The following is a 17,811-nucleotide window of genomic DNA, read 5'->3' on the forward strand; positions in this document are numbered from 1 at the left end:
ACGATGCGCAAGGTCGCCCGCCTGTCCCGCTTCAACATCGCCTCGCTGGCACTCGGGCTGGCCTTCCTCTATCTGCCGATCCTGATCCTCGTTCTCTACTCCTTCAACGCCTCGCGCCTGGTGACGGTGTGGGGCGGCTGGTCGCTGCGCTGGTATCACGAGTTCTTCAACGATCGCGCCATGATCGAGGCGGCCTGGATGAGCCTGCGGGTTGCGGTCGCCTCCGCGACCATCGCGACACTGCTCGGCACGCTGGCGGCAGTGGCGCTGTCGCGCGGGGAGAGGTTCCGCGGCCGCACCCTGTTCTCCGGCATGCTCTATGCCCCGCTGGTGATGCCGGAAGTGATCACCGGATTGTCGCTGCTCTTGCTGTTCGTCGCGCTGAACGCCGAACGCGGCTTCTGGACGGTGACGATCGCCCATACCACGCTGACCATGTGCTTCGTCGCGGTGGTCGTGCAGTCGCGCCTCGGATCGCTCGATCGCTCGCTGGAGGAGGCGGCGATGGATCTCGGCTGCGACCCGGTGCGCGCGTTCGTCGCCGTGACACTGCCGCTGATCGCGCCGGCGATCGTCGCCGGCTGGATGCTGGCGTTCACGCTGTCGCTCGACGACCTCGTGATCGCGAGCTTCACCACCGGCCCGGGCTCGGCGACGCTGCCGATCCGCATCTATTCGGAGGTGCGGCTCGGCGTGAAGCCCGAGATCAACGCGATCTGCACGCTGGTGATCGCCCTGATCGCGGTCGTCATCGTCATCGCCTCGCTCGCTTCGAAGCTGTCGAGCTCACAGGGCGAGAGCGCGGCGCCGCTGTAGCCGGTCGTGCGGCGAACCGCGCGCGGGCCGCGTCCTGCATGGCCGCGCCGAGCTGGCGCAGCGCCAGTGCATTGAGCGGAAACTCCAGCAGGATGTGAATCAGGCTGAGCGCCAGCAGGAAGGTGAAGCCGAACGCGTAGTCGTAGAAATACAGCGCGGTCGCCGCTGCGCTGGCAGCGGCCATTGCCGCCAGCCGCACCTTCGGCACCTCGGCCCAGCGGATCACGTCGGCTTTGATGAACCAGTTGAGGTAGTGATAGGTGTAGACGAAGGCGAGCAGGCTGGTCAGCCTGGTGTCGAGGACGAGCCCCGGCACGCCGAACAGCCGGCCGAGCGCCGGGCCGACATTGCCGAAATAGTCCTGCCCGACCCGGGCAAAGCTTGCGATGCGGATTTCGGCGGCGGGCGGCAGCAGCAGGATCGCGGCGATTGCGGCGAGATAGACCACCACCAGCGCGGCCTGCACGCGGCTGCCGGACCGGTAGGCGCCGAGCACCATGAAGATCAGCGTGAACAGCGAGACGTGGATCAGCGTCGGAATCAGGATGCCGATCACAGCGAGCGAGGAGCCGCTCGAATACATGATCGCGGACAGGGCAAGTGCCACCATGAACAGCAGCATGCTCTCGATCGCGGTGGCGGTCGCCGCCAGCATGGCGCAGACGACCAGCGCGGCCCACATCGTAAAACCGAACCACGAGGCGTTGTCGATCAGCGCCGCGACCACGGCGACGATGGCGAGGACCGCCGCAATGCCGCGATGGGGCAGGTAGTAGCTGCGGTCATGCAGCCACGAGATCTCGGTGAAATAGTGCGCCGGGCCGAGCACGACATAGGCCAGCAGCAACAGCTCGAACGGCACCAGATAGGCGGCCGCGAGCGCCAGCAGCATCAGGCCGAGATGGATCGCGTCGTTGCTTCGCATGATGCCGGGGCCCGCCTTTGGGAACCCGGAGGTTAGATGAGGCGTGGACAATCTTCAATTGCCCACGCCGTTGCTCGACCGCTTTGCTTGCGGCGACCCCTTGCGTCCTGTTGCGTCAGGACTTCACCGCGCCCGCCGTGAGCCCGCCCACCATGTAGCGGCGGAAGGCGTAATAGACCGCGGCCGGCGGCAGCGCGTAGATGAAGCCGGTGGTCATCAGCAGCTCCCACGGCGAGTCGTCGGCGGCGAGGAAGTTGCCGAGCGCGACGGGGAGGGTGATCTCGCGGTCGTTCGACAGCAGCAGGAACGCGTAGAGATATTCGTTCCAGGCCAGCAGCACCGCATAGGTGCCGATCGCGACCAGCGAGGGCATCATCAGCGGCACGTAGACCAGGCGGAAGATCTGCAGGGTGGTGGCGCCGTCCATCACCGCGGCCTCGTCCAGCTCCACCGGCAGCTTGTCGGAGGCCTGCTTGAGCACCCAGATGGCGTAGGGGCTCGCGATCGTCACCATGGCCAGGATCAGCGACCAGTGATTGTTGAGCAGACCGTAATTGCCCATGGTGCGATACATGGGCACCGCGAGGAACGCCGCCGGAATGAAATAGGTGAAGAGCGCGAGGTTCAGCACCGCGCGTCCGCCCGGCACCTTCAGCCGCGAGATCGAGAACGCGGCTGCGGTCGCGATGACCAGCGTCAGCGCGCCGACGGAAGCCGCGATCAGCGTCGAATTCCAGAACTGGACGTAGAAGTCGCGCAGGAAATAGTGCTGCTGCTTGAACACGATCTCGAAGTTGTGCAGCGTCGGATGGTCCGGCCACAGCTTGCCCGAGAACGCGTCCTCCTTCGGGGAGATCGCGAACAGGAACATGTGGTAGATCGGGATCATCGTCCACAGGAAGACGGGAATGCCGATCAGCAGCAGCCGCGCTTCCGTCGCGACGTCACGGAGAGAGGGGAGCTTCATCGCGACAACCGTTTCATCATGAAGTAAACGAGCGGCAGGACGAACGGCATCGCGCAGACGATGGATGCCATCGCGAGCGAGAGCTGGTCGAGCCGGAGATAGCGGATACCGAGCGTCGCCAGCACGTGCGTGAGGTCGGCAGGTCCACCGCCGGTGAGCAGGTAGACGCTGTTGAAATCGCCCAGCGTCCAGATCATCGAGAGCAGCGTGCAGGTGACGTACAGCGTCTGCATCGAGGGCCAGGTGATGTAGCGGAATTTCTGCCACCAGCTCGCGCCGTCGACCTCCGCGGCCTCGAACAGATCGTGCGGGATCGCGAGGCGCCCGGTGATCAGGATCAGGGTCCAGAACGGCAGGGACTTCCAGATGTGAACGCCGATCGCCATGCTGAGCGCCACGGTCGGGTCGTTCAGCCAGTTCGGACCGTCGTCGCCGGTGAAAGAGAAGATGAGGTGGTTGATCACGCCCCATTCGGGGTTGAGCATGAATCGCACCGACAGGATGGTCGGGATCGACGGCACCGCCCAGGGCAGGATGAAGATCACCGAAAGCCATTTGATCCAGGTGCGCTGCTGCGCGAAGAAGCCGGACAGGAACAACGCGATCAGCATCTTGATGTTGATGCCGATGACCAGGAAGATCAGCGTGTTGATTGCGGCGCGCGCGAAGATCGGGTCGTTGTACAGCGCCACGTAATTCGACGGCGCCCGCGCCAGCCAGAGCCCATAGCAAACGGGATAGACGACGAAGGCAAGGAAGACGAGCAGATAGGGCGCGAGCAGGATGATGCCCCAGACCTGCGCCGGGGTCAGCCGCGACGACAGGGGCGGGCCGGGGATTGCCTGATCGCCAGAGAGCGTGATCGCCATTCTTTCGAAACTCTTTGAAAGGACTTCCGGCCGCACGAGGCGGCCGGTGTTTGTCGTTTACCACTCCCTGCGAGCGACGGGGAGAGAGGGATGGACCTTAGCCCGCGACCTGCTTGATCCGGGCGATCAGCTCGTCCACGGCCTTGTCGACCGGAACCTTCTCGCTGACGACGCGGTTCATCGCCTTCGCCCACACGTTCTCGTTGTTGAGAATCGTGAACTTCCAGTTCTTGGTGAAGTCGAACGCTGCGGTGCCGCCCTTGAACTGGGCGTAGACGGCCTTGCGGTGCTTGTCAGCCTGCCAGAACGGGCTTTCCTGGCTTTCCTTCGTCACCGGGAACCAGCGGCCGAGCGCGCCCTCGATGTAGGGGCGGATGTTCTCTTCCTGCAGCAGGAAGCTGATGAACTGCTTGCCCTCGGTCTTGTTCTTGGCCGCGGTGAACATCAGTCCGGTCTTGACGTCGGAGCGGTAGCGGATGGTCGAACCGTCAGGCGCCTTCGGGAACGAGGCCGTGATGATGTCCTGTTCATAGGCCTTCTTGCCGGCCTCGCGCTGTTCCGGCGTGAGGTTCTGGTTCTGGGAATCCTCGAACCATTTCGCCGCGATCGAGATCGTGAAGTTATGGGTCATCACGATGGTCTTGTTGTGGAACGCGACGTTATTGTCGGGATCCTTCCAGGTGGTCGAGGACGGCGGGGTGCAGCCCTTGATGTAGGTGTCGGTGTAGTCCTTCATCGCAAGGATCAGGTTCTCGCGAACCTTGGGGTCGTCGACCAGGAGCTTGCCGTCGTCGTCGACCAGCTTGACGTGATAGGCGTCCATGAAGGTGTAGAACGACTGGAAGGCGTCGGTGGATTCCACGCCCATCGGCTGGCCGACGGCGTAGAGGCGCTGGCCGGTCGCCTTGCGGATCGCCGGCTGCACCTTGTCGCACCAGAAGGTCCAGTAGCCCGCCCAATCGTTCGGAATGTCGCTCAGCTTGAAGCCGGCCTTCTCCAGCAGGTCGTTCCAGATCTGAACGTGCATGCTCTGCTGCTTCAGCGGAAAGCCGTAATAGGCCTTCTTCTTGGTGACGTCGTTGTAGAGAATCGAGGCGTCGAGCGTGTTCTGCACGAACCGGCCCTTGATCGGCTCCATGACGTCGGAGAGGTCCTCGAGCTTGCCCTCATAGGCCCACTTGCCCTGTACCTGCACGTCGTAGCTGTCGGAATAGGCGACGTCGGGCACGGTGCCTGCATCGAGCGCCGCGACGGTCTTCGGGATCATGTCCTGGATCGCGTACTGCGACAATTCGACCTTGATGCCGGTCTTGGCTTCAAACTTCTTGATCGTCTCGGCGAGCGCTTCGTCCTCGGACTTGTAAAAGCCCTTGACCCACCAAACCGTAATCGTCTTTTGCTGCGCAAAGGCGGGTGCGGTGGCGGCAAATAGCCCAGCCGCAGCGACCGCCAATGAAACTGCGCGAATAACCTTGGATTTCACGTTTTTCTCCCTCAAACGGCCGGTGTTTTAACCGGTCGTATAAAACACTAGCGCATGGCCGTCATCCGATCTAGCGGCTTCTTGTCAGACCTATGTCGCGGTTGGAGCGAGGCTCTGGAGACGCGAATTCGCGCATCGATCCAAAGGCCGCATCAATACATGCCAATCAATTCGGCTCGTGGTGTCTGGCCTCGTCAGCGCTTCCCCTTGATGCCGGCCGAAGCGGCAGTCGGGCTCGTGTCAGCCGATCGCGCGCGGGGCTTGCCTTGCCCGCTCGTGCGAGCAGGAGAGCGCCATGCCTCGAGCAACATCTTGAGAAACTGGCTGGCATGAGGGGACAGAGTCGCTCCGCGCCTGCGCACGATGCCGATCGTCCGCGACACTTCCGGCTCGATCAGGCGAATGGTCTGAATGATCGGATGGCCGGCCGCGGGCATCGCGAGCTTCGGTAGCACGGCGATGCCAAGACCCGCTTCGACCAGGCCAAGCGAACCGGAGAGGTGAGCCACTTCATAGGACCAGTTCAGCTGCAAGCCGTGCCGCGCCAGCGCATTGTCGATCAGCGCACGATTGCCGCTGTTGCGACCGACGGTGATGACCCGGTGCGGCACGATCTCCGGCCAACTGACCTGCTTGCGCGATGCCAGCGAATGGTCGTGACGGCAGGCGAGGACGAAAGGGTCCTCCACCAGCTTCTCGAACTCGATCTCGGCATGCGAAGCCCCGATGAAATTGATGCCGAAATCGACCTCGCCGCGCGAACACGGAGCAGGCGAGGTAGCTCGGCCAGGGCAGCACGCCTGCGGCCGCGCCGACGATCGCTGCAGCGCCCCTGGTGCGGGAGAAGCTGGATTTCGACGACCCAATCGGCCGCGTGAGGCCGCGCCGGATCATGCCTCAGTTGGACTTGGCATTTTCCTTGGCGTTTTCCTTGGCATTCTCCGCCGTCGGCGATCCGTCGGGGCGCTTTCCGCCTCCCGTGATGCGCTGCTTGAGGAGATCGAGGAAGGGAGACGCTGCAGGCGACTGCCGGATCAGGCTTTCGGGATCGGGAAAGATCAGCGGGTCGTCCCAGGGGCCCTGCACCATGAAGGGCAATTGAAAGCCGGACGCCGTGTTGAGGCTCGCCACACCCTTCATGTCGTATTCGCGCGCCGGCACCGAGGCGGTGCCGGTCAGCGTGATCTTGGCCGCCGGACCCTCGATGCGGATGTCCTCGGCGGTGGCGATGCCGTCGGAGAATTTCACCGAGATGGTGAGATTGTCGTATGGCGTCGAGCCGTTGCGGAAATTGCCGCCACCCGACAGCGGCCGTCGCTCCAGCCGCTTCAGCAACTGCTCGGCATTGAAGCCCGAGATCGCGCCGTTGTGCCCGGTCACGGTGGCGCTGCCGTCGAGGGACTGCACGAGGCCGAACGGGCTCGAGCCCGAGGCGAAGAGCGAGACGTTGATGTTGCCGCGGCCGGACAGCTTGTTGAGGCCGAACAGCTCGGTGGCGCAGGCCTGCAGATCGACGTCGGTGAACTGGAATTGCGCCTTGATGTCGGCGACCGTATCGGACCGCGCGATGCCGAACGAGCCCTTTGCGATCCCGCCATAGACCTGCGCCTCGCCGACCGAGAGCGCCAGCGTGCCATTGCGCACATTGGCGCCGATCGCGGTGCGGCCGAGCTTGGTCGGCCCGACCGTCAGCTTTGCCGCCGACAGGCGCATGTCGAGGTCGGTGGTCGACAACCCGTTGAGATCGAACAGTTGCCTGTTCCAGTCGCGCGCGCCGCTCGCGAGCAGGCGGAACGTCGAGATATAAGGCGTGAAGTCGAGCGCGTCGGCGGCGAGCGTCGCCTGCAGCGTCTGCCGGCCGTTATTGGCGTAGGTCATGACGCCCTCGGCGGCATTGCCGTCGAGCTCGACATTGACATTGGTGAGCGCGATCGAGGCGCCGACGACGTTGGCGCGCGCCTTCAGCACGAAGCGGCCGAAGCCGCCGCTGCCGGGCTGCGGCTGTCCGGTCCAGCGCAGCGCGTTGCGCAAGGACGGGCTGTCCACGGTGAGCGTGCCCTCCATCATCGGGCTGGTGCGGTTGGCGACGCTGCCGTCGAAGGCGAGCTTGAGCGGCGCGCTGGCGATGCGCGCCTTCAGGCCGGAGCGGTCTCCGGAGAGGGCGGCGACGAAGTCGGAAAAGCTGATCGAGCCGTCGACGCGCTCGCCGCGCCAGTCGAACTGTCCGGTCGCGGCAAAGGAGCGCGAGATCGAAGGCCAGGCCAGCGACAGGTCGATGTCCTCGAGCTTCTCGGTGGCATGCGTGGCAACGTCCTCGTAATCGAGCACGCCGTCCTGGATCCGGATTTCGGAGAACGAGACCTGGTTCTCGGCTCCGGGCTTCATGGTGCGCGCGATGGTCTGGATGAAGGGCGTCCAGTTGCTCTCGCCGTCCGGCTGCAGGCTGACGTGGATGCGCGGCCGCAGCAGCGTCAGGTCGGCGATCTCGAAACGTTGCAGCAAGAGCGGCAGCAGCCGCAAATTCGCGGTGAGCACGTCGACCTGGAGCGCGGGAGCGCTGGTGCCGCCGCCCTTGAGGCCGACGTCGCGGAAGGAGATGTAGCTCGCCGGAAGCACCGAGATGTCGATGCTGCCGGCGACATTGAGCTCGAGACCGGTGACGTCGCGGATCTGCGCCTCGACCGCCTTGCGCAGCGCGTCGCGGTTGATGAGCCAGGAGGTCGCGATCAGGGCGATCAGCGCGATGCCGAGCAGCGCCGCGATCGGCGTCCCGAGGCGCTTCATTCCTTGGGCCATGGTCAATGGCATGTCCTGATCGGGTTGGTCGTTGGAGCCAGAAGGGCGGGCCGCGAAAGCTTGCGTGCCGACGCCCAGATCCTATGGTGTTAAGTGCCGCAACTTGATGGGTTTTCTTGACGCTTTCAAGGCCGCTGCACGGTTATGCCCACGGCATGGGCAGCTTCTATCACCCGGGGGCGGAGCGGAGAACCCCGTATCATTGACGGCTTCGGACGATTTCGCCTAATAATCGCCGCCAATGAGGCGCGACGCCCGCCAGCCGAAGGTTCAGTCGAGGTTTTTTGCATGAACAAGGTCTATCCCGACGCCAAGTCGGCGCTGTCAGGCATTCTCAAGGACAACATGATGATCATGTCGGGCGGCTTCGGCCTCTGCGGCATCGCCGAGGAGCTGTCGGACGCGATCCGGGACTCCGGCGTCAAGGGCCTGACCGTGGTCTCCAACAATGCCGGCGTCGACGGGATCGGCCTCAGCCGCCTGCTCGAAACCCGCCAGATCAAGAAGATGATCTCGTCCTATGTCGGCGAGAACAAGCTGTTCGCCCAGCAATACCTCGCCGGCGAGCTGGAACTCGAATTCAATCCGCAGGGCACGCTGGCCGAGCGCATCCGCGCTGGTGGCGCCGGCATCCCGGCCTTCTACACCAAGACCGGCGTCGGCACCCTGATCGCCGAAGGCAAGGAAGTGAAGGAATTCGACGGCGAGAAGTATCTGATGGAGCGCGGCCTGTTCGCCGACCTCGCCATCGTGCATGCCTGGAAGGGCGACACCGCCGGAAACCTGATTTACCGCAAGACCGCGCGCAACTTTAACCCGATGATGGCGACCGCCGCGAAGATCACGGTGGCCGAGGTCGAGCACCTGGTTCCCGCCGGTGAACTCAATCCCGACCACATCCACACGCCCGGTATCTTCGTGAAGCGCATCGTCGAGGTCGGCACGGCCAAGAAGCGCATCGAATTCCGCAACACCCGCCCGCGTACCGCCGCCTAAGCGCAACAGGAGACTCACATGGCCTGGACCCGTGAACAGATGGCCGCGCGCGCCGCGAAGGAGTTGCGCGACGGCTATTACGTCAATCTCGGCATCGGCATCCCGACGCTGGTCTCGAACTACATCCCCGACGGCATGGACGTCTCCTTGCAGAGCGAGAACGGCATGCTCGGCATGGGGCCGTTCCCCTATGAGGGCGAGGAAGACGCCGATCTCATCAACGCCGGCAAGCAGACCGTGAGCGAGCTGCCCTCGACCTCGTATTTCTCGAGCGCGGATTCCTTCGGCATGATCCGCGGCGGCCACATGGATCTGTCGATCCTCGGCGCCATGCAGGTGGCCCAGAACGGCGATCTCGCCAACTGGATGATCCCCGGCAAGATGGTCAAGGGCATGGGCGGCGCGATGGATCTCGTCGCCGGCGTCAAGCGCGTCGTCGTGGTGATGGAGCATTCGGCCAAGGACGGCCCGAAGCTCCTGAAGGCGTGCAACCTGCCGCTGACCGGCGAGCGCGTGGTCGACATGGTCGTCACCGATCTTGCCGTCTTCACCATCGACAAGCATGGCACCGGCGGCATGGCGCTGATCGAGCTCGCCGACGGCGTTTCGCTCGACGAGGTCAAGGCCAAGACCGAAGCCGAATTCCGCGTCGCGCTGAAGAACACGTAAACGAGAAGCGGGCGCATCACTGCGGTCCGTGCGTCCCAACTCCCGTGAATGCGGGCGATGGCGTGAATGCGCGGACGATGGGGCATCCCGTCAAGCGGGGCCGCTCGGCACTTCGGAGAACCGGGTCAGCCAGGCAACCGGGCCGATGCTGGCGACGATGATCAGGAGGGCCGCCAGCGCGCCGTCCTCGAAATTGCCGCGGCTGGCGTATTGGTAGATCGACGTGGACAGTGTTTCGACGTTGAGGGGCCGCAAGAGCAGCGTTGCCGGGAGCTCCTTCAGACAGTCGACGAACATGATGATGACGGCGCCCAGCATCGCGGGCCGGAGCAACGGCAGATAGATCTGCCTCAAGATGACTGCCTGGCCTGCGCCGACCGCGCGTGCGCTCTCGTCATAGTCGCTCGGAATGCTGTCGAACCCGGCCTTGATCATGCCGACCGGCACAGCCAGAAAACGAATCGTGTAGGCGATCACGACGGCCATCCCGGAGCCGACCAGGACCAGCCCGGGAAGGGAACGTCCGGTCCAGGTCGCGACCGCGCTCAGCGCATTGTCGACCGCCAGGACCGGGGTGAGCAGGCCGAGAGCGATGACGAGACCCGGCAGCGCGTATCCGGCCTGCGCGATGCTCAGCGCGACATATCGCAGAGGATCCGGCCGCAAGCGGTGCGCGATCGTCGTAGCGAGCGCAAGCATCAGCGCCATGAGCGTCGCGAGCCCTGCAAAGGCAAACGAATGGAAGGTGTGGCGCCACAGCAGCGGGTCGAAATTTGCAAGCAGTCCGCGACCGAGAGCCTGATGCGCCAGATAGAGCAGCGGTACCACGAAGCCGATCAGCACCGGCAGCGCGCAGACCGCGAACGCGATCGACGCTCTTGCACCCGACAGCGGGGTTCGCTGCCTCACATGCGGGCTTTCGGCCGAGAACTCGGTGCTGGCGTTGCGACGGCCGTAACGCTCCATCGCGATCAGGCCGGCGACGATTGCAAGCATCAGGCATGCCAGTTGTGCCGCACCGGCAAGGCTGCCGCGGTTGAGCCAGGTGGTGAAGATCGAGACCGTCAGCGTGCGGATGCCGAGATATTCGCTGGCTCCGATGTCGTTGAGCGTTTCGAGCGCGACCAGCGCCACTCCGACCGCGAGCGCCGGTCGCGCCATTGGCAGTGAAACGCGCCAGAAAACGGTCCATCGGCCGGCGCCAAGCGTCTTAGCCGCTTCGGCGAATTCGGCAGACTGAACCTGGAACGTCGCGCGGGCCGACAGATAGACGTAAGGATAGAGCACGAGCCCGATCACGAAGATGGCGCCCGGCAGCGAGCGCAGGTTGGGCAGATGGCCGAGTGCATCGCGCAGCGGCAGCCAGATCGCCAGGGTGCGATGCACGAGGCCAAGCGGCTCGAACAGGTCGGCATAGACGTAAGCCGCAAGATAGGTCGGAATCGCCAGCGGCAGCGGCATCAGCCACAGGAGCATGCCCCGGCCGGCAAAATCGTGGCGCGATATCACCCATGCAGTGCCCGCGCCGATCAGTAATGTGACCGCGCCGACCCCGACGAGCAGAAGCGCGGTATCCAGCAGGGCGGCCGGCAGCACGTAGCTGATCAGGTCGTGCCACACATCGGGCGCCGGCTGCAGAGCCAGCGAAACGATCGAGATCACGGGCGCCGCGACCATGATCGCGGTTGCGATCGCGATTGCGGTCGCGGCGCGCCCGGCGTGGGCACGGCGTCTCGAGCGAGGCCGTGCGTCCGAAGTTTCTCCCAGTGTAAAAGACGTGGGCCGCCAGAGATCAGTTGTCAAAGCCGACCTTGTCCACCAGCGAGGCCGCAGCCTTGCGGTTGGCGGCGATCTTTGCGATCGGCAACGGATCTGGGCCGAGCTTGCCGTAGCCCGCGATGGTCGCGTTGACGGCGACACCGCTCCGAACCGGATATTCGTAGTTCTGGTCGGCATACATCTGCTGCGCCTGCTCGCTGACGAGCCACTCGATCAGCTTGATGCCGTTTGCCTTGTTGGGCGCGTTCTTGGCGAGCAGCACGCCGGAGAGGTTGACGTGAGTGCCGCCGCCCTCGAAGGTCGGCAGGATGACGCGGGTCGCCTCCGCCCACGGCTTCTTCTCGGGATCGTTGTTCATCATCAGCGCCCAGTAATAGGTGTTGCCGATGCCGATATCGCATTTGCCAGCGGCGACGTCACGCGCGGCTTCGCGATCGCCGCCCGACGGCTTCTGCGCGAGGTTGGCCTTCACGCCGCGCAGCCATTCCTCGGCCTTGGCCTCGCCGTACTTGGCCGTGTAGGCCGCGAACAGCGCATTGTTATAGATGTGCTGGCCCGAGCGAATGCAGATCTTGCCCTTCCACTTGGGATCGGCGAGCTCCTCATAGGTGATCTTGTCCTGCTTGACACGATCCTTCGAGGCATAGATCACGCGCGCGCGCATGGAGATGCCGGCCCAGTGTCCGTCCGGATCGCGATACTGCGCCGGCACGACCTTGTCGACCGCCTCCGACTTGATCGGCTGGGTGACGCCGGCCTGCACGGCCTCGTCGATGCGGCCGATGTCCACCGTCAGCAGCACGTCGGCCGGACTGTTGGCCCCTTCCGCCTTCATGCGCTGCTCCAGACCGGAGCTTGCGGAGACGACGTTGACCTTGATGCCCGTGTCCTTGGTGAACGCATCGAACAGCGGCTGGATCAGCTTGGTCTCGCGGTAGGTATAGACGTTGACCTCGCCATTGGCGGCTGCCTCCGACACGAAAGACGTGGTCAGGCTCAACACCGCCGCAGACGCGGCGAGGACGCGAAGATAGATCATAAGGGCTGCTCCCAGGCGCGCGATTGAACGCCGATTGAGTAGCGCAGGCGTTGGAACAAAGTCAGCGACGCGATGTCGCGACGGCATGAGCTTAGAGCAATTCCAAAGTATCTTTTAGACTCATTCTAATACCAGAAGGTCATCGGAAACGATTGGCGCCCTACGATCTTGGCGGCCTCGTCTTGCTCGCGCGCTGCGAGACACTGGCCAGCCACGACGTTTCCTCGCGCACCAGGCGGAAGCCGAGATTGGCGGGCGGTACGCCCTGGGCGCAGCCGCCGGCGCGGGCGTCGCGGATGAAGTCGGTGACATAGGCGCGGTGCGCGCCCTCGGCGACACGCACGCCGCAATTCACGGTCGCGCGGCCGGGATTGCCTGAAACGTCGACGCGGGAGCGCACGAAGCAGGTCGAAGTCCACTCCCAGACATTGCCGGCGAGGTCTTCGACGCCGTGCTCGTTCGGGCCGAACTTGCCGAAGCGATAGGCCGTGGTGTCGGAGAGGTCGCGCTCGGATTCGCGCTCGTAGCGGCTGATCCAACGCTTCGAAGGGTCGCTTGCATCGACCGGTACACCGTCATCGCGGAATCTGGAGCCGGCGGCAAAGGCCCATTCGTCGTCGCTCGGCAGGCGGTAATGGTGGCCGGTCTTGCGCGACAGCCAGCCTGCATAGGCTTCGGCATCGTGAAAGCTCACCTGCACTGCGGGACGATCGGGCGCGACCACGACGTCGCGGTCGAGCGAACGGCAGGCGCCGTCCAGCACGCAGAGCTGATAGTCGGATGAGGCGACCTGATTTCGCATGATGCGCAGCGGCCGGTTCATCCGCATGAGGCGCAGCGGCGCTTCCGCCTGCCGTCCGTCGCGGGTGAAATCGCCGGCTTCGCGATAGGAGAAGCTGCCGGCGGCAACCTCGACCAAGGCCGGCTCACCTCCCGCATGGCGCGTCGTCATTCCAGAGACCAGAGGCGTAACGGCCAGCGGCCCCGCAAGCCCGGCCGCGCAGGCGAGTGCCAGTTTGAGCTTGAACGCGATCAGCACGGTCGATCCTCCGCAGAAGGAAAAAAGGGGCCGGTGATGACCGGCCCCTTGTCGCGTCTAGTTGGTGGCGGCCGGTATTTCCGCAGGTGCCTTCACTTGCATCATCAGGTCGTCGTTCCACTTGCCTTCGACCTTGAAGTGCGCGGTGGCGCCGAGATCGGCCGCCTCGATCAGGTTATGCGTGACATAGGCGTAGATGCCGGGCTGCTGGAATTTGTACAGCGCAGCTCCCGCCGATCCGCCGCGGATGAACCAGGTCTCGAGCCCGACCTCGGGCGCGTTGCCGAACTTGCCGGTTTCCCAGACATAGTCGCCGTGGCCGCCGATCAGATGCGGGCGGCTGTCGCGATTGGCCTGCGAATGCACGATCAGCACGTTCTCGCCGACCTTGGCGGTCAGCGCGTTCTTGCCGGTGAGTGCGCCGACCTTGCCGTTGAACACGACGTGGGTCGGGATCAGCTTCTTCATCACCTCTTCGGTGTCGGTGAAGGCTTCGCCCGGCGATTCGTAGGACTTGAAATTGCCCTTCTCGTCGCGCGGCACGTACATGTCCTGCTCGCCGATATAGTAGACCTTGTCGTACTTCAGCGCGTGGCCCTTGCCGTCGTTCAGTCCCTCGCGCGGCAGCACCATCACGGCACCGTTCATGCCGGAGACGACGTGCCAGGGGATCATCGGGCCGCCCGGTGCGCAGTGATAGACGAACACGCCGGTCTTGGTCGCCTTCCAGCGCAGCACGACCTGCTCGCCGGGATTGATGAGCGTCAGCTCGCCGCCGCCGAGCGCGCCGGTCGCGGAATGGAAGTCGATGTTGTGCGGCATGGTGTTGGTCGCGGGATTGACCAGCGTCAGCTCGACATAGTCACCCTCGTGCACGACCATGAGCGGGCCCGGCATCGAACCGTTGAACGTCATGGCCTGGAAGGTGGTGCCCTTGTCGTCGATGACGACCTTCTTCTCCTCGACCGTCATCCTGAACTCGACGATCTTGGGGCCCTGTGTCGTGGCCTGCTCGTGCGCGTGCACGAAGGGCGGAGCGACCAGCTCCACCTTCTGACGCGGCAGCTTGAGATCGCTGGCAGCGAAAGCCGGCGTCGCCAACATCAAGGCGGTCGCGGCGGCGCTGATCAATGCGGCTCTGCGGGTGAACATCGGAAGCATCCTTCATCTGAAATGGTTTTGATGACGGAGTGCAGTGTGCGCCTGTTACAGCAAGCGTGTTTGCGCTGCGACAAGCTTCCGCCGGATTCACCGCCGCAACAGGACTTGGGTTCTCGAATAGCGAATCGGCGATACCGGCTGACCGCGTCCGCAGGGGCGATGCCGATCCAGGCCGAGCGTCAGCGCAACCGCATCGACGTCAGCGGCAATTCGTTTGCATGTTCAAGTTGGATGCGATCTCGCCCCGGCTCATGCGCGCGTGGGTGAGATCGCGAAGGAGGCTTGGCGGACGGCCGGTCAGAGCAGATTCACGGCGAGCCAGACCAATCCCCAGATCGCCAGCGCCAGCGCGACGAAGACGGCGATTGCGGCAGCCAGGGCGCGCACCACGCCGACCGGGGCAGGCGCGGCCGGCGCGGGCCGGAAGTCGTCGAAACGCGGGATATGGCCGCGGACGTCGAGCAGGGAGAGAATGAGTTCGAGTGCGAAAAGCCCCATGGCAAACGCTCCGGATGGCCGCGAATATCGCTCACCATGGCCGAGACGGGGCCCTCGCGCTTTGCGCGAGCGCAAAGTCGCTGCCGCGGATCCGGGTTATCTGAATTCATTCCGTGATTTGCCGCGATTGTCTTGCGCGGCGGACGTTTACGAATGGGTAACTCATGAGAGCTGATCTTGCGGCCATCTACGGCGAGGAACGCCTGCCACGCTACACCAGCTATCCGACCGCACCGCATTTCACGCCCGCGATCGGTCCGGACACCTATGCCCGCTGGCTGGCGGAACTGCCGGTGGCCGCCAGCGCCTCGCTTTATCTGCACGTGCCGTTCTGCCGCGAGATGTGCTGGTATTGCGGCTGCCATACCCAGATCGTCCGCCGCGACGATCTCGTCGCCGGCTACCAGCGGACGCTGCGCAGCGAGATCGCGCTGACCGCCGAAGCCATCGGCCACCGCATCAAGGTCGAGCACATCCATTTCGGCGGCGGTACGCCGACGATCATGGCGCCGGACGCCTTTGCCGAACTGATGGCGACGATGCGCCAGGAATTCTTCGTGCTGCCCTCGGCCGAAATCGCGGTTGAGATCGATCCCCGCACGTTGACCGCAGACATGGTCGAGGCGATGCGGCTCTCGGGCGTCAACCGCGCAAGCCTCGGCGTGCAGAGCTTTGATCCCGTGGTGCAGCGGGCGATCAACCGCGTGCAGAGCTTCGAGCAGACGGCGTCCGTGGTCGAGATGCTCCGCGGCGCCGGAATCGAGGGCATCAATTTCGACCTGATCTACGGGCTGCCGCACCAGACAGTGGCCTCGTGCCTGGAGACGGTACGGCGCAGCCTCGCGCTCGCGCCCAGCCGCTTCTCGGTATTCGGCTATGCTCACGTGCCACAGTTCAAGAAGCACCAGCGCATGATCAACGAGGCCGTCTTGCCCGACGGCCTTGCGCGCCACGACCAGGCCTGCGCCATCGCCAATGCGCTGAAGGAAGCCGGTTACGTGCAGATCGGGCTCGACCATTTCGCCCGGCCCGACGATGCCATGGCCGTGGCGTTCGAGCAGGGCACGCTGCGGCGCAACTTTCAGGGCTACACCACCGACCGGAGTGAAGTCCTGCTCGGCTTCGGCGCCAGCGCGATCGGGCACCTGCCGCAGGGCTATGTCCAGAACGAGGTGCAGATCGGCGTCTATGCGCAGAGCATCGCGGCCGGCCGCCTCGCCACCGCGAAGGGTTATGGCCTCACCGATGACGACCGGCTGCGCGCCGACATCATCGAACGCATCATGTGCGAGTTCGGTGCCGATCTCGGCGACATCTGCGCGCGCCATGGCGCGGAGGCCGGCGCCATGCTGAAAGCGGCGTCTCGTCTGAAGCCGCTGATCTCCGACGGCGTCGTGAGGCTGGACGGCGAGCGCCTCGCCGTCGCCGGGGATTCGCGCTTCCTGGTCCGCAGCGTCGCCGCCGCGTTCGATGCGCATCTGGATCCGGGCAAGCAGCTGCACAGTCGGGCGGTGTGAGGTCTCTCCTCCCGTCATTCCGGGGCGCGCGAAGCGCGAGCCCGGAATCCATCCTTCCACGTAATCCGCTGCACCATGGATTCCGGGCTCGCGCCAAGCGGCGCGCCCCGGAATGACGGCGGAGGAACTGGCACCAGCTTGCGCTTCAACAAAGAGACTTCCGCCCACGCCGCTATCGTCAATCGGAATGGAGTTGTCCATGCCTTTCCGATCCAACGATCTGGTCGACGACATCATGCAATCGGCGCCGCACACTATCCGCGTGTTTCTCGCCTTCAGGATGGCTTGCGTCGGCTGTCCGATCGCGACCTTCCACACGGTCGATGACGCCTGCCGCGAGCATGGCATCGACCGTGAGAAGTTCCTCGCCGCGCTGAGCGAGTGCGTGCCGGCGTGAAACGGTCAGGAATCGCGCAGGTGTGCGCTGATTCCCGGATGAGGGCGCGCTTTCGCCGTAAGCGGAAGCGCGCCTCATCCCTATCTTCAGGGAAGAGGTGTCAGTTCTCACGCCGCGCCGCTGTCGGCGCTCCGCTCCGCCAGCACCACGATCTTGTGCGGCTCGCGCAGGATGATGCGCTGGCGGCCGCTCTCGACGAGGCCCCGGCTCTCCCAGCCGCTCAGGATGCGGCTGACGGTGTGCAGCGTGGTGCCGGTCATCTGCGCGATGTCCTGGCGGCTGATCGGGAAGTCGATCTCGATGCCGTGGTCGAGCTTCTTGCCGGACTGCTTGGCGAGGCGCAGCAGCGCGTGCGCGATGCGTTGCTCGACCTGCTGCGTCGACATTTCCAGGATGCGGGTGTGACTTTCCTGCAGCCGCGTGCCGACGGTCTGCAGCGTGTTGGCGGCGAGCGCCGGAAACCGCTCGACCAGGCGCGGCCAGGCCGAATTCGGCCAGATCAGCACCACGCTGTCGTCGACCGCCATCGCCGTCGCCGGATACCGCGCGGCTCCGATCGCCATCGCGAGCCCGAACGTCTCACCGGGCGCGACATAGCGCACCACGATCTGCTCGCCCGCCGGCGTGGTCTTGGCCGCGCGGACATGGCCGTGCAGCAGCAGGAAGAAGGACTGCGCGTCCGCCCCCTGCTCGAAGATCGCGCTGTTCTTGGGATAGCGCGCCGAGCGGGCCTCACGCAGGATCTCGTCGAGAGCTTCCGGCGTCATCCCCGCAAACAGGGGTAAATGCGCAACCAGCGATGTGTCGACCTTGGCCATTCTGCCTCCTTGGCATCAGGGAGTGTGATGGCACCTGCAATC

At 64.6% G+C, this 17,811-nt stretch carries 17 protein-coding genes; 5 read left to right on the plus strand and 12 right to left on the minus strand.

Annotated features, from left to right (window positions below; translation table 11 throughout):
• Positions 1-3 precede the first annotated feature (3 nt).
• Positions 4-816, plus strand: a complete 813-nt coding sequence (locus N2602_RS06890) for an ABC transporter permease (RefSeq protein WP_260382152.1) — start codon at positions 4-6, stop codon at positions 814-816.
• Here the strand turns inward: N2602_RS06890 and N2602_RS06895 are convergent.
• The 6 genes from N2602_RS06895 to N2602_RS06920 all read right to left on the minus strand — a co-directional run bounded on the left by N2602_RS06895 (position 755) and on the right by N2602_RS06920 (position 7,856).
• Positions 755-1,741 carry a hypothetical protein gene (locus N2602_RS06895; protein ID WP_260382153.1) on the minus strand — a complete coding sequence of 329 codons (987 nt, stop codon included), beginning with the start codon at positions 1,739-1,741 and terminating at the stop codon, positions 755-757. The genes N2602_RS06890 and N2602_RS06895 overlap by 62 nt on opposite strands.
• Positions 1,742-1,856: 115 nt before the next feature.
• Positions 1,857-2,708, minus strand: a complete 852-nt coding sequence (locus N2602_RS06900) for a carbohydrate ABC transporter permease (RefSeq protein ID WP_172784734.1) — start codon at positions 2,706-2,708, stop codon at positions 1,857-1,859.
• Entirely contained in the window at positions 2,705-3,577 is an 873-nt protein-coding gene (locus tag N2602_RS06905) for a carbohydrate ABC transporter permease (protein WP_260382154.1), read from the minus strand. Before N2602_RS06905 ends, N2602_RS06900 begins: the two co-directional genes overlap by 4 nt.
• Before the next feature lie 97 nt (positions 3,578-3,674).
• On the minus strand, positions 3,675-5,060 hold the full coding sequence (locus N2602_RS06910; RefSeq protein WP_260382155.1) for an ABC transporter substrate-binding protein: 1,386 nt from the start codon (positions 5,058-5,060) through the stop codon (positions 3,675-3,677).
• Between the two features lie 194 nt (positions 5,061-5,254).
• The gene (locus N2602_RS06915) at positions 5,255-5,926 is read right to left on the minus strand and encodes a LysR substrate-binding domain-containing protein (RefSeq protein WP_260382156.1); all 672 of its coding nucleotides are present in this window, start codon (positions 5,924-5,926) and stop codon (positions 5,255-5,257) included.
• Between the two features lie 31 nt (positions 5,927-5,957).
• Entirely contained in the window at positions 5,958-7,856 is a 1,899-nt protein-coding gene (locus N2602_RS06920; RefSeq protein ID WP_212254884.1) for an AsmA family protein, read from the minus strand.
• A 288-nt stretch (positions 7,857-8,144) separates the two neighbouring features.
• Between N2602_RS06920 and N2602_RS06925 the strand changes: the two genes are divergently transcribed.
• Positions 8,145-8,852 (plus strand): CoA transferase subunit A, encoded by a 708-nt coding sequence (locus tag N2602_RS06925; protein WP_035998773.1) that lies wholly within the window; start codon positions 8,145-8,147, stop codon positions 8,850-8,852.
• 18 nt (positions 8,853-8,870) lie between these two features.
• Positions 8,871-9,521 carry a 3-oxoacid CoA-transferase subunit B gene (locus N2602_RS06930; protein WP_260382157.1) on the plus strand — a complete coding sequence of 217 codons (651 nt, stop codon included), beginning with the start codon at positions 8,871-8,873 and terminating at the stop codon, positions 9,519-9,521.
• Between the two features lie 90 nt (positions 9,522-9,611).
• Here N2602_RS06930 and N2602_RS06935 read toward each other — a convergent pair whose 3' ends face one another.
• The 5 genes from N2602_RS06935 to N2602_RS06955 all read right to left on the minus strand — a co-directional run bounded on the left by N2602_RS06935 (position 9,612) and on the right by N2602_RS06955 (position 15,037).
• Entirely contained in the window at positions 9,612-11,198 is a 1,587-nt protein-coding gene (locus tag N2602_RS06935) for an iron ABC transporter permease (protein ID WP_172784729.1), read from the minus strand.
• Positions 11,199-11,313: 115 nt separating this feature from the next.
• Positions 11,314-12,339: a Fe(3+) ABC transporter substrate-binding protein gene (locus tag N2602_RS06940; RefSeq protein ID WP_260382158.1), complete on the minus strand. Its 1,026-nt coding sequence runs from the start codon at positions 12,337-12,339 to the stop codon at positions 11,314-11,316.
• 160 nt (positions 12,340-12,499) lie between these two features.
• On the minus strand, positions 12,500-13,378 hold the full coding sequence (locus tag N2602_RS06945) for an SUMF1/EgtB/PvdO family nonheme iron enzyme (RefSeq protein WP_172784727.1): 879 nt from the start codon (positions 13,376-13,378) through the stop codon (positions 12,500-12,502).
• 57 nt (positions 13,379-13,435) lie between these two features.
• Entirely contained in the window at positions 13,436-14,530 is a 1,095-nt protein-coding gene (nirK, locus tag N2602_RS06950; RefSeq protein WP_172784726.1) for a copper-containing nitrite reductase, read from the minus strand.
• A gap of 306 nt (positions 14,531-14,836) precedes the next feature.
• Positions 14,837-15,037 carry a hypothetical protein gene (locus N2602_RS06955; RefSeq protein WP_172784725.1) on the minus strand — a complete coding sequence of 67 codons (201 nt, stop codon included), beginning with the start codon at positions 15,035-15,037 and terminating at the stop codon, positions 14,837-14,839.
• A 164-nt stretch (positions 15,038-15,201) separates the two neighbouring features.
• Between N2602_RS06955 and hemN the strand changes: the two genes are divergently transcribed.
• Positions 15,202-16,554 (plus strand): oxygen-independent coproporphyrinogen III oxidase, encoded by a 1,353-nt coding sequence (gene hemN, locus N2602_RS06960; protein ID WP_260382159.1) that lies wholly within the window; start codon positions 15,202-15,204, stop codon positions 16,552-16,554.
• 199 nt (positions 16,555-16,753) lie between these two features.
• Positions 16,754-16,951 (plus strand): DUF1858 domain-containing protein, encoded by a 198-nt coding sequence (locus N2602_RS06965; protein ID WP_172784723.1) that lies wholly within the window; start codon positions 16,754-16,756, stop codon positions 16,949-16,951.
• Positions 16,952-17,058: 107 nt separating this feature from the next.
• Here the strand turns inward: N2602_RS06965 and N2602_RS06970 are convergent, their stop codons facing one another.
• Positions 17,059-17,769: a Crp/Fnr family transcriptional regulator gene (locus N2602_RS06970; RefSeq protein WP_260382160.1), complete on the minus strand. Its 711-nt coding sequence runs from the start codon at positions 17,767-17,769 to the stop codon at positions 17,059-17,061.
• Positions 17,770-17,811 lie beyond the last annotated feature (42 nt).

Origin of the sequence: Bradyrhizobium sp. NC92 (assembly GCF_025200865.1) — a bacterium.
Taxonomy (GTDB): Bacteria; Pseudomonadota; Alphaproteobacteria; order Rhizobiales; family Xanthobacteraceae; genus Bradyrhizobium.

Bases quoted from the DNA above. Each gene is read 5' to 3' on its own strand.
- nirK (WP_172784726.1), bottom strand. From the start codon at position 14,530: ATGTTCACCCGCAGAGCCGCATTGATCAGCGCCGCCGCGACCGCCTTG.
- N2602_RS06940 (WP_260382158.1), bottom strand. From the start codon at position 12,339: ATGATCTATCTTCGCGTCCTCGCCGCGTCTGCGGCGGTGTTGAGCCTG.
- N2602_RS06930 (WP_260382157.1), top strand. From the start codon at position 8,871: ATGGCCTGGACCCGTGAACAGATGGCCGCGCGCGCCGCGAAGGAGTTG.
- hemN (WP_260382159.1), top strand. From the start codon at position 15,202: ATGAGAGCTGATCTTGCGGCCATCTACGGCGAGGAACGCCTGCCACGC.
- N2602_RS06890 (WP_260382152.1), top strand. From the start codon at position 4: ATGCGCAAGGTCGCCCGCCTGTCCCGCTTCAACATCGCCTCGCTGGCA.
- N2602_RS06920 (WP_212254884.1), bottom strand. From the start codon at position 7,856: ATGGCCCAAGGAATGAAGCGCCTCGGGACGCCGATCGCGGCGCTGCTC.
- N2602_RS06895 (WP_260382153.1), bottom strand. From the start codon at position 1,741: ATGCGAAGCAACGACGCGATCCATCTCGGCCTGATGCTGCTGGCGCTC.
- N2602_RS06970 (WP_260382160.1), bottom strand. From the start codon at position 17,769: ATGGCCAAGGTCGACACATCGCTGGTTGCGCATTTACCCCTGTTTGCG.
- N2602_RS06925 (WP_035998773.1), top strand. From the start codon at position 8,145: ATGAACAAGGTCTATCCCGACGCCAAGTCGGCGCTGTCAGGCATTCTC.
- N2602_RS06935 (WP_172784729.1), bottom strand. From the start codon at position 11,198: ATGGTCGCGGCGCCCGTGATCTCGATCGTTTCGCTGGCTCTGCAGCCG.
- N2602_RS06900 (WP_172784734.1), bottom strand. From the start codon at position 2,708: ATGAAGCTCCCCTCTCTCCGTGACGTCGCGACGGAAGCGCGGCTGCTG.
- N2602_RS06955 (WP_172784725.1), bottom strand. From the start codon at position 15,037: ATGGGGCTTTTCGCACTCGAACTCATTCTCTCCCTGCTCGACGTCCGC.
- N2602_RS06965 (WP_172784723.1), top strand. From the start codon at position 16,754: ATGCCTTTCCGATCCAACGATCTGGTCGACGACATCATGCAATCGGCG.
- N2602_RS06905 (WP_260382154.1), bottom strand. From the start codon at position 3,577: ATGGCGATCACGCTCTCTGGCGATCAGGCAATCCCCGGCCCGCCCCTG.